Source organism: Thermostichus sp. OS-CIW-33, from assembly GCF_054059615.1.
Genome location: NZ_JBSSCH010000016.1, coordinates 37,761 through 47,770 on the forward strand (window position 1 = coordinate 37,761; position 10,010 = coordinate 47,770).

Consider the following 10,010-nt stretch of genomic DNA (forward strand, 5'->3'; position numbering starts at 1 on the left):
TGTGTGCTGGCGAGTACGTAGCGCTGGGGAGCTGCGTGGCAGCAACGTTGAGGTCGAGGATGATCCCACGCTGCTCATTTTGCACCTTGTGCATCGGAAAGAGCCATAAAGCCAAGCAGGGGCTAGATGGATTCTTGCGGCACTTCTGAGCCTTTGTCAGGTTGAGGAGCACTGGGCCGGTTCTGGCGAGTTGCTTGTACAATCGCCACCGTAAGCAAATGGGAGAGCAGACCCACAGGCCCAGCAAACAAGCACAAAATCAGGGAATGGGTTGTCCATACTCGCTTATCCCACCCTTCCAAGAAGATCCAGCGGCCCACAAACAAATCCATGACGATGTAGTGGACCCATCCCGTCGCCATAACAGAGGGTTGACTGAATAGGCCAGTTAAGCTGGTCAGAGACAGTTGAGGGTTGGAAAATTCCTTGAGAACATCCGCGTTGAACCCGGTGACCAAAAGATACAAATAAACCGCCGCCAAAATAGCGATGGGCAAAAGCGATTCCATCACCTTGCGGGTTACCTTCCAACCCGGCAACAGAATCATCATTGCCCAAAAGGGCAGAGCAAACCAGTTGGCCCCGTTAAAGATCATCTCCAGCATGCTTGGAACCCCCAACGCTACCTGTCCATTATCGGCCCAATGCCCCCTGGGGATCCCTGCAGTAGCGGGTGGAAATGGATGGGAGTTATTCCTGACTTGCCCTGAAGTTTTTTCTGGAGCCAGAGGGATCCCGGTCGCTATTCCGGTTGGCGGAGCCTAGCAGTCGCAATGGAGCTGACCGCACGGCCACTGTCGGTGGTGGCAGCAATGCAGGAAATCCGGGATCCAGTGTCGGTCATGGCCCAGAAGCTGCTGATGCTTTTGGCGGTAGAGGTGGGTTGAGCCGGGCCGATGGGGGATTCTACTGCCACAGAGTCTGGGGATTTCTCCTGAGAAGGGATCCACACCACAGGTTCCTCACCCCGTTGAGCTACTGCAACTTTTGGGGTGGGATGTTCTGGTGTGGGCTCAGGGGCTTCTTCTTTGCGGGCGGCCTCTGCAGCAGGGACATTCCGGGGAGAGGGCTGCTGAACCAGCCTCTTGTCAAGAGGTGGTCGTGGCGCGGCAGCGGGGGGTGCAGGGGGGGCTTGGCCGGCGATCTTTCCCCATAAGGCTTTGAGGAGTTGCCACATGGCTGGGTTGGCTACTGAGGGAGAGAGCAGTGAGGAATGGTGTTATCCTGCCATGCTCTGGCCTGAGAATCCATCCCCTCTGCCAGTCTTGATAGAGCAAAGTCATAACGAGTATGATTAAGTAGCTTGCTTAGGGAGAAAGTTCAACATGGCGCAGATTCGCGAGATTCCCCTTGCCCAAATTCGCCGCCCTTTGCCGCGGCAAACGGATCCGGATAAGGTGCGGGCGCTGATGGCTTCTATCGAAGCAATCGGTCTGCAGGAGCCCATTGAGGTTTTGGAAGTGGAAGGGGAGTATTATGGGTTCTCCGGCTGCCATCGCTACGAGGCATTTGTCCGCTTGGGCAAGGAGCGGATCCCCTGCCGGGTGCGAAAAGCGCCACGTGCTGTTTTGAGGCTACACCTGGCCTGAAAGGGATCCCTTCTGGCCCGGCTCCTCTTGGGCGGTGTAGCCCCGTTCGTAGGCAAAACGCACCAGTTGTGAGCGATTTTCCAGAGAGAGCTTGCTGAGGATGTTGGTCAGGTGAGTTTGCACGGTGCGCGGGCTGATGAACAGCTTCTCGCCGATTTGCTTGTTGGTGAAGCCGCGAATGACTTCCCGAAAGACCCGCTCTTCGGCAGGGGTCAGGGGCAATTCGGGTGGAGTGGGTCGGGGGGCCGCTTCCGGTTTTGGCTGGGACTGCTGTTGGATCAGCCGCAGAATTTCCGATTGGGTGCGGCGGGAGCGTTCAATCTGGGCCTCGATTTTGGCCACCAACTCCAGGGGTTCAAAGGGCTTGATGATGTAGTCATCCGCCCCCCGCTCGTAGCCCTGAACTCGGTCATCGATCTCTCCCCGCGAAGAGAGAAAAATGAAGGGGACGAGCTCGCCGCCGCGCTGTTGGCGCAGCTGTCGGCAAAACTCGAAGCCGTCCATTTCCGGCATCACCACATCTGAAACCACCACATCCGGCTGCTCTTGGGCAAACAGACGCAACCCTTCTACACCCGAAGCGCCTGTAGAAACCCGATAGCCATGCTGAGTCAGGTGGCGGCTCAGCACCTTCAGGGAGAGGGGATCGTCATCTACGACCAGTACACGCTTCATGAGAACCCGAGGAGGCTGTCAAGGAAAAGGGTAAAGCGCTATTACCCGTTATCTGTCGCTATTTTAGGGAGACGGACAGGATTCGTCATTTGGCTACGGAGACTGAACCCATGATAGTGGTTTCAGAAGTGGTCTGGTTGAAAGCTGAGAACCACGGTGGCTGTAAAGATGGGGAATTGAACCTGGGCCTCTAAGCTCCCATTCCTGAGTACTGTTGCAAGCCTTTGCGCCATAACCAGCGATTGGCCAGCCAGAGCAGGCCCGTCCAGGCCAGGCCCATGCCAAAGCCGCGCAGAATATCCACCGGGATCCCTGCCCAGAGGCTGGCGGGAAAGTGCACCAGGTAGGGGAAGGGTGTCCAGGCCAAGAGCTGGCGCACGGGGGGTGGGAACACCTCCAGAGGAGCGATCACCCCCGAGAAAAACAAGTACACCAAAAAATGGAATTGCTCCAAGGCCGTCACCCGTTCCACCCAAAAGGCCAGCAGCGCCAGGGTGTACTGCATGAGAAAGCGCAGGGCAAAAGCCAGGAGAATGGCCAGGGATCCCAGCCCCACCTGTGCCCAAGAGGGGATCCAAAAGGCACGGGGGTAGAGGACGAAGAAAAGGGCGATTAAAACCAGGGTAAAGGGGAGACGGGCCAAGCGCTCCATCAGGTGGCTGGCCACATGGTGCCAAGCGGGATCCAGAGGCTGCAACAGGCGAGGAGATAATTTGCCTTCGACCACCTCTCGCTCAAAGTCCCAGATGACCCAGACGATGGTGAACTGGCGCACCAGGAACACCGCCAGAAAGTAGCGGATGAACTCCAGAGCAGACAGCGAGAAGTCTCCTGAGCGGGCTGCCTCGCTCCACACCCCCATCATGATCAGGGGCAGGGATCCGGCCAACACCCACAGGATCAGCTCGGCCCGGTACTCCAGCATGTAGGCGTAGTAGGCGGAGAAGAGGGCACCCAACTTGCGAAAGAAGGCGTTCATGGAGATTCCGGTTGCGCAAGCGCTGCGGAGCAATACGAGACTGGCGGACGCAAAGTGGGCAACAAGCTGGCCAGGCTGACCACTGCTCCCACCACAACAATTGAAGGCGGTGCTACGGGCGAGGGCCGCCCAGCCAGAGTCTGCAGGCGGAGCAGATGAATCTCTTGCTCAGGGGTGGTGCCCCAGCGGATCAGGGCAACCGGGGTATCGGGAGCTTTCCCTCCGGCCAACAATTCAGCGGCAATGTGGCTGAGGTTGTGCATGCCCATGTAGATCACCAGGGTTTCCACCGCCCCGGCCAAAGCCCGCCAATTGACCTGAGGGCGGTATTTCCCTGCCGCCTCATGTCCGGTAACAAAAGCAACTGAGGAGCTGAGGTCGCGATGGGTGAGAGGGATCCCGGCATAGGCGCTGGCGGCAATGCCCGCCGTAATTCCCGGCACCACCTCCACTGGGATCCCGGCCTGCACCAGAGCCAACATCTCCTCGCCGCCTCGCCCAAAGATGAAGGGATCCCCCCCTTTGAGCCGCACCACCACGGCTGCCGTCCGAGCTTTCTCCATCAGCAAGGCTGTGATCTGCTCCTGGGGCAAGGTGTGAGCGCCGCAGTGTTTGCCAGCATAGATCCGTTCTGCCGTCGGCGGGATCAGCTCCAGGATGGAGGATCCCACCAGAGCATCGTAGATGACCACATCCGCGTGGGCGAGTAGCGCCTTTCCCTTCACCGTCAGCAGCCCTGGATCCCCAGGCCCTGCCCCCACCAAATACACTTTGCCCATCTCAAGTCCTGGTCGCGTCATTGCTGTTGGAAATATCCATTTTGAGGGAACGGGAAAGATTCGGCTATTCCAGCGCCGGGCTAAAAGCCTGGAGTGTCTCCACAATGGCCTGCATCAGTTGAGGATCCCGCCAGAGGGGCGGCTCCACCTGGATTTGGAGCAGAGGCCATTCCCGCTGTAATCGCTGAGCCTGTTCTTGTAGGGCGCGCAGCAGACCGCCTGGAAAGAGAAAAAACGGCAGCACCCGTAGACGGCACTGGCTAAGGCGCAAGCAATGGATCACGACCGCTTCTAAGGTGGGGGACTGGGCAGCAAAAGCCACATGCAAGGGGATCTCGGGCAAGCGCCGTTGCACAGTTTGGATCCCTGCTTGGAGCTGGGCGGCAAACCCCGGCAGACGGCTGCCATGGCCAAGCACAATCCAGGCATCTGCCCGTTCGCCGGATTGCCTGAGCGTTGCAGAGCAAGAGGGCTGTGGAGCCAGAATGCGAGCCGCCAACAGATCCAGGAGGGCCGGGTGCTGGCCAATGGGGGGTGTTAACCGGATGGGCAGGCGCGGCCAGCGAGCTTGAACCTGCTTCACCGCAGCCGGTAAATCCTCTTCCACATGGGATCCCTCGCCCATAAACAGCGACAGCAGCACCACTTGATCGGGAGATCGGCCTGCGCCCAGCCAAGCTGCCAGCCGTCCTTGAATCTGTTCGGCCAGGGTGAGAGGCTGACCTTCCAACTGGGCCAGCTCCACCGGCTGGGGAGCCAGCTGCTGCTGCACCCGGGCCAACAAATCTGCCAAAGCCTGCTGATAATCGGGATCCCGGCTGCCGTGACAGACCAAAAACACCAGGGGATTGGAGGACATGGCAGAGGTCAGGGATCCGAGCGGAAGGGTTCCATTTTGCTACTTTAGGGGATCCCGCCAACTTCTCGCGTAGGATCTGCGCGTATGATTTGAAGAGTACACACCCTCTTTCCCAGCTTCGTCAGCCCTTTCCCAGGTTTTCATGTCATTTGAGAATCGTTCCACCGCCCCTGAACTCTTAATCCATGTCTTGCGGGAGGGGTTGACCGAATCTATCCATCATTGCCAAGCTGTCGTGGCCGATAGCCGCGGGCGTTCTCTGGCCATGGCCGGCAACAGCACCACCCCTGTTTTTGCCCGTTCTGCCCTCAAACCTTTCCAAGCACTGGCCATGCTCTCCACCGGCATCCGCGAGCGCTACCGCCTCAGCGAGAAAGATATTGCCATCATGTGCGGATCCCATCAGGGCACCACGGCTCATGCGCGGCAGGTGTTCAGTATACTGTGGCGGGCCGATCTGTCTCCCGATTTGCTGGTCTGCCCCACCCCACCCGGCAAGCCCAGCCCCCTGTGCCACAACTGCTCCGGCAAACATGCCGGCATGCTCGTGGCCAGCCGCGCCCAAAACTGGACCTTGTCAGACTATGCCCAGCGGCAGCATCCGGTGCAAGCGCTGGTGCGGGCCAAGTTGGCGGATTTGCTGCAAATGCCCTCGGAGGAGTTTTTGTTTGCGCGGGATGACTGTGGGGTGCCCACCTACCAATTGCAACTGAACCACCTGGCTTCTCTATTCGCCCAACTGACCGCCGGCGAGCGGCCCGACTTGGAATCGGTAGCACGGGCCATGACCCATCACCCGGAGATGGTGGCCGGACAGGGGTGTTTCGACACGGAGTTGATGCGGGCTACTCAAGGGGATCTGGTGAGCAAATCGGGTGCTGAAGGGATCCAGTGCATTGGCCGGGTGGGGGAAGGCATGGGCCTGGCCATCAAGGTCCAGGATGGAGCCGCCCGGGCCAAGTATGCCCTGGCTTTGCACCTGCTGCAGCGCATGGGCTGGATCCAGCCTGCCGCCGCCGAGATGCTGGGGGAGCGCTTCCTTCGCGTCGGCCCCTACACCCGCCTCGAGGTAGAAGGGGAGCTGCGCATGCCTTGAAGACTCAGCGCTGGAAGGGGTTTTGGTAAGGATTGGGGCCGGGGTTGGAGCTCTGGCCTTTGTTGCGGTACTTAGGATTGATGGTCAAGGTGCCGGATCCCAAACCCCGCTGCGCCAAGAACTCCAGGTTGCGGCGGCGCATGGTGGTGTCGTAGTCGTTCTTGACGCGATCTTCGAGGATGGCCACCTGCTGCAGCGCGCTCAGCAAGATAGCAGCAGCTTGCTCGGAGGTGTAGCCATTCTGGGAGGCATAGCGCACGGCAAACTCGTCGGCTGCTACCTGGGCCTTCTGGCCCTTCTCCGCTTTGCGCAACAGAAACACCGCTGACGCGGCCAAGCCTGCTGCTAAGCCAACGCCGAGGTTATCTCCCATCTGCAGCTCCACCAAAATGCCCATGCTGCCGGCCCCGATCAAGGCGGGATACAGCAACAACGCCGACCAGTTATCCCCCAAAGCCAGCTCTGTGGCCATCACCGCTTCTCGCAAGAAGTAGATCTTCTGCTGGTCAGGGCTCAGCTTCTGCCAACGGCTGAGGTCAATGGCAAAGCGAGAGTACTTTTGCCAGGGGAAGCGCCACAACGGCTGCACAACCCGAGACTGGTCAGGGGTGCCGATCTCGATCTGCACTTCAGGGCGGATCTCCACTGGGAGAAACTGGATCAGGCGGTCAAAGTCGGAAATGGTATACATGCTGGCACAGTGCGGCTAAGGGAGCGGCTGGAGAGGATTACCCATAGTAAAAGATTCTAACCTTCCTTGCAGGCCAGCTCCAAGCAAGCTTTTTGCAATAGGGCTGGCGGCAGAGGGACAAGCCTGAGCCTAGATGGAAAGGGGGTATGCCGCGTAACATACTCCCGACCCTGTAGCTAGCTTCCCGCAGGGTTGCTACGCATACAGCGCGGGGCTTCTCGGCGGTTTAGCTAAACCTGAGGTGAGCAATCTATTTGGCGGATTGCCCAAGGGACTGAATTTATCATCCCAGTCAAACCCTTGAGGACCAAGACAGCCGTTATCTTAGTTTGAAGAGGGATCCCTGCTGGGGTGTTTGAGATTGGTCAAATCGTTGAGGCGGCGCAGGATCCCCCATCCCTGTAGGGCCTCCAGCAGGGCTTCCCGCACAACCGCTACCGTCTCTTGGTCGAGGGCCAACCGCAGATAATCCACCGCCAGCCGGGTTTGCTCGGGATCCAGGTGGGACATTAAGCTCTGCAAGCGGCGAACGCCCGCCAGCCGTCGGAAGGGATCGGGAGAAGCAATGTCGCTGAGGTCGCGCTCCAATTGAGACCGTTGCCGCTCTTGTCGGCCCCTGAGCCACTCCCCAAACAGTAGCGACAACAAGGCTAGAGTGGCCAATCCCTGTAGAATGGCACCGGTGGCCAGCCAGCGTTGGGTGGATTCTGCCCAGATGGAGATGAGGGTGTAGGTGCCCAAGGTGGCGGCTGCTCCCGAACCAATTGCCAGCAAAAGCCAGCGATCCGCCTGCCGAAACCAAGCTTGCCACTCCTGCCAGCGGCGGTTGAACTCAGGGCTGCGCACCCCCTGTAGCCCCAACATCACCAAGGTGCCCACCCCCAGAGAGAGCGCCAGCCGCCCATTCCAGAAGGCCAGCCCTGCCAACGCCAAGGCCGACAGAGCCAAAACCCGCCACTGCGGCCCCGATAGGATCCACAGAGCAACTTGGGATCCCGTCTCCACTGCCCCACGCCCCACCCGCTGCAGATATTCTGGCCAGGATCCCTGGCCGGAAGAAGGGCGACCCGATTGATGTTTCACCGATGGCAACTCCCAAAACTCGGCCCTATCTGGCCCTTTGCAAGCGGCAAGATAGATCAACGCTCCTTAAATTATGCTCTTATGCTTTATAGAGTCGAGGTAGGCTTTCCACCCTTGGGTTTGCAACTGATCGTTTTTCTCCTGCACCGCCTGTTTTAGGCTTTCCCGATAGGCGATCACCCGCCGGAGCAGATCGGGATCCCCACTGGCTAGGATCTGCACCGCCAACAGACCCGCGTTGTAGCCGTTGCCAATGGCCACCGTGGCCACCGGGATCCCTTTGGGCATTTGCACAATTGAGTACAGGGAGTCGATCCCCTGCAGGGATGGGCTGAGCACCGGCACCCCGATCACCGGCAGAGGGGTGAGGGACGCCACCATCCCCGGCAAATGGGCTGCTCCCCCTGCCCCGGCAATGATGACGCGGATCCCTTGGGTATGGGCGCAGCGGGCAAACTCTACCATCGCCTCGGGAGTGCGATGGGCGCTGAGGATCTGCAATTGGTAAGGGATCCCAAACTCCTCACACACCTGGGCGGCAGGTGCAAGGGTGGGCAAATCGGAATCGCTGCCCATTACGATGGCAACGAGGGGGGAGAGTTCCATATCGCTAAGCGACGCTAACGCGAAAGGCTGCTGGCCCGGCGTAGCCGATCCATCATCGCATAGCCCAACCCCGTCGAGATGGGTGGGGGCTCTGCCAGCAGGAGCGTAGCATCTCCCTCATCCAGGCGGCGCAGGCTGGCAAAGAGGGCGCGGGCGGCTGCCTTGGGATCCGAACCCAAACACTCCAAACTGAAAGTGATCCCCGGCCAATGGCGGGAGAGGGTGTTCAGCAGAGCCTGCGGATCCGTGGCAAAGCTGAGGATGCCCAGGTGGGAATGACCGGTTGTCAGGTGCTGCACCTGTTGCCAATCGCCGGGCTGAAGCTGGGCAAAAGGGGTGGGCAAAAGCCGGAGGGGCTTACTGGGGGCATAGTGGCTGCTCAGTCGTCCCGGCGCTTCCGGCGGGCCCGTTTTGCCGTCCTCAGAGGCCCGGATGGGCAGTTTCAGGTGAGCTTCTAGGGCTTCCAGTGGGATCCCTCCTGGGCGCAGCAGCGTTGGGATCCCTTCGGGGCTGAGCTTTAGCACGGTGGACTCCAGGCCCACAGCACACTCTCCCCCATCCAAGATGTAAGGGATCCGCCCTCCCAACTCTGCATAGACGGCCTGGGCTGAGGTGGGGCTGATGCGGCCAAAGCGATTGGCACTGGGGGCAGCCAGAGGGGTTTGCACCGCCTGCAACAAAGCTTGAGCCACCGGGTGAGCAGGCACCCGCAGGGCAACAGTAGGCAACCCGCTGCTCACCAGATCCGGCACGGTGGGACACTTGGGCAGCACCAAGGTTAGGGGCCCCGGCCAGAAGGTGTCGATCAGGGATCCCAGCAGAGCACGGGCGGTGGGAGTAAAAGCCGACACATCCACCAGCCACCCCTGCAGCTGCTCTAGGGTCGCCCCAGCCGGCAGATGCAGGATCAGGGGATCGAAGCGGGGGCGCTCCTTGGCGGCAAAAATGTTTGCCACTGCCTGCTCATCCAAGCCATGGCCCGCCAGGCCGTAAACCGTCTCCGTGGGGATGGCCACCAACTGGCCCTGCAGCAAGGCCGCAGCCGCTACGGCAATGTGCTCAGGAGTGGGCGAAAGAATTTCCGTCTGCATCCATGACTCGGATTTGGGGTGGGGCTAGGGATCCCGTTCTGCAATCCATTTTCGCGCCTGGTAGAGGGCGATGTTGATTTGATCCCCAAACAGCAGCGCCAAGGAAGTGAGCCAAACCCAGAGCAGCAGCACAATAACTGCCCCCACCGCCCCGTAGACTTGGTTGAACTGCCCAAAGTGCTCCACGTAAATCCGCAACCCCCACGACACCCCAACCCACAGTAGGCTGGCCACGATGGCCCCCGGCCAAATCGGGATTTGGGGTCGGCGCAGGCTGGGGCCAAATCGATACAGCACCCAGCAGGAGAAGACGACCAGCCCCAAGGAAATTGGCCAAGTGAGGATCCCCCACAAGTTCAACCCCAGCTCTCGCAAGGGATCCAACTGAGTCGGCCCGTCAACCTCCTGGGCTAAGGATCTCGCTTTCCTGTACAAGAAGCGCAAAAAGCTGGCAGTAAACTACCCGGCCCTGACTGCTTCGCAGTACGGGGCGGGCTTAAGGCCTCCGGCCCGCTGGCGCGAACGGTAGCCCTGCAGTTGGCAAGCCAACCACGGACCTCTA

General features: G+C 59.9%; 13 protein-coding genes. 2 read left to right on the top strand and 11 right to left on the bottom strand.

The annotated features are described in order from the left end of the window. Positions 1 to 122: 122 nt before the first annotated feature. Both ACVWZG_RS11095 and ACVWZG_RS11100 read right to left on the bottom strand, forming a co-directional pair. Positions 123 to 605: an ABA4-like family protein gene (locus tag ACVWZG_RS11095; protein WP_457407056.1), complete on the bottom strand. Its 483-nt coding sequence runs from the start codon at positions 603 to 605 to the stop codon at positions 123 to 125. 137 nt (positions 606 to 742) lie between these two features. Then, a complete protein-coding gene (locus ACVWZG_RS11100; RefSeq protein ID WP_457415376.1) occupies positions 743 to 1,177 on the bottom strand; it encodes a hypothetical protein in 435 nt (144 codons plus the stop codon). A 148-nt stretch (positions 1,178 to 1,325) separates the two neighbouring features. Here ACVWZG_RS11100 and ACVWZG_RS11105 point away from each other — a divergent pair, with 148 nt between their 5' ends. Further along, complete coding sequence (locus ACVWZG_RS11105; protein WP_414358160.1) at positions 1,326 to 1,589, top strand: ParB N-terminal domain-containing protein; 264 nt, start codon at positions 1,326 to 1,328, stop codon at positions 1,587 to 1,589. Here ACVWZG_RS11105 and ACVWZG_RS11110 read toward each other — a convergent pair. The 4 genes from ACVWZG_RS11110 to ACVWZG_RS11125 form a co-directional block, all read right to left on the bottom strand. Continuing rightward, positions 1,575 to 2,264, bottom strand: coding sequence for a response regulator transcription factor (locus tag ACVWZG_RS11110; RefSeq protein ID WP_457407061.1), 690 nt, complete (start codon positions 2,262 to 2,264; stop codon positions 1,575 to 1,577). The two genes, ACVWZG_RS11105 and ACVWZG_RS11110, sit on opposite strands and share 15 nt — an antisense overlap. Before the next feature lie 190 nt (positions 2,265 to 2,454). Beyond that, positions 2,455 to 3,243, bottom strand: a complete 789-nt coding sequence (locus tag ACVWZG_RS11115) for an ABC transporter permease (protein WP_457407064.1) — start codon at positions 3,241 to 3,243, stop codon at positions 2,455 to 2,457. Continuing rightward, positions 3,240 to 4,022, bottom strand: coding sequence for a uroporphyrinogen-III C-methyltransferase (cobA, locus tag ACVWZG_RS11120; RefSeq protein WP_457407066.1), 783 nt, complete (start codon positions 4,020 to 4,022; stop codon positions 3,240 to 3,242). The genes ACVWZG_RS11115 and cobA overlap by 4 nt, the downstream gene beginning before the upstream one ends. 64 nt (positions 4,023 to 4,086) lie before the next feature. Next, positions 4,087 to 4,881 carry a sirohydrochlorin chelatase gene (locus ACVWZG_RS11125; RefSeq protein WP_457407068.1) on the bottom strand — a complete coding sequence of 265 codons (795 nt, stop codon included), beginning with the start codon at positions 4,879 to 4,881 and terminating at the stop codon, positions 4,087 to 4,089. Between the two features lie 142 nt (positions 4,882 to 5,023). Between ACVWZG_RS11125 and ACVWZG_RS11130 the strand changes: the two genes are divergently transcribed. After that, a complete protein-coding gene (locus tag ACVWZG_RS11130; protein WP_414400684.1) occupies positions 5,024 to 5,977 on the top strand; it encodes an asparaginase in 954 nt (317 codons plus the stop codon). 4 nt (positions 5,978 to 5,981) lie between these two features. Here ACVWZG_RS11130 and ACVWZG_RS11135 read toward each other — a convergent pair whose 3' ends face one another. The 5 genes from ACVWZG_RS11135 to ACVWZG_RS11155 all read right to left on the bottom strand — a co-directional run bounded on the left by ACVWZG_RS11135 (position 5,982) and on the right by ACVWZG_RS11155 (position 9,883). Further along, entirely contained in the window at positions 5,982 to 6,668 is a 687-nt protein-coding gene (locus ACVWZG_RS11135) for a DUF3318 domain-containing protein (protein WP_414329157.1), read from the bottom strand. 324 nt (positions 6,669 to 6,992) lie between these two features. Further along, on the bottom strand, positions 6,993 to 7,751 hold the full coding sequence (locus tag ACVWZG_RS11140; RefSeq protein ID WP_011432665.1) for a hypothetical protein: 759 nt from the start codon (positions 7,749 to 7,751) through the stop codon (positions 6,993 to 6,995). Positions 7,752 to 7,817: 66 nt separating this feature from the next. After that, entirely contained in the window at positions 7,818 to 8,357 is a 540-nt protein-coding gene (purE, locus tag ACVWZG_RS11145) for a 5-(carboxyamino)imidazole ribonucleotide mutase (RefSeq protein ID WP_414384463.1), read from the bottom strand. A gap of 14 nt (positions 8,358 to 8,371) precedes the next feature. Next, positions 8,372 to 9,448, bottom strand: a complete 1,077-nt coding sequence (locus ACVWZG_RS11150) for an L-threonylcarbamoyladenylate synthase (protein ID WP_457407069.1) — start codon at positions 9,446 to 9,448, stop codon at positions 8,372 to 8,374. Positions 9,449 to 9,472: 24 nt separating this feature from the next. After that, the gene (locus ACVWZG_RS11155; protein WP_414426329.1) at positions 9,473 to 9,883 is read right to left on the bottom strand and encodes a YihY/virulence factor BrkB family protein; all 411 of its coding nucleotides are present in this window, start codon (positions 9,881 to 9,883) and stop codon (positions 9,473 to 9,475) included. Positions 9,884 to 10,010 lie beyond the last annotated feature (127 nt).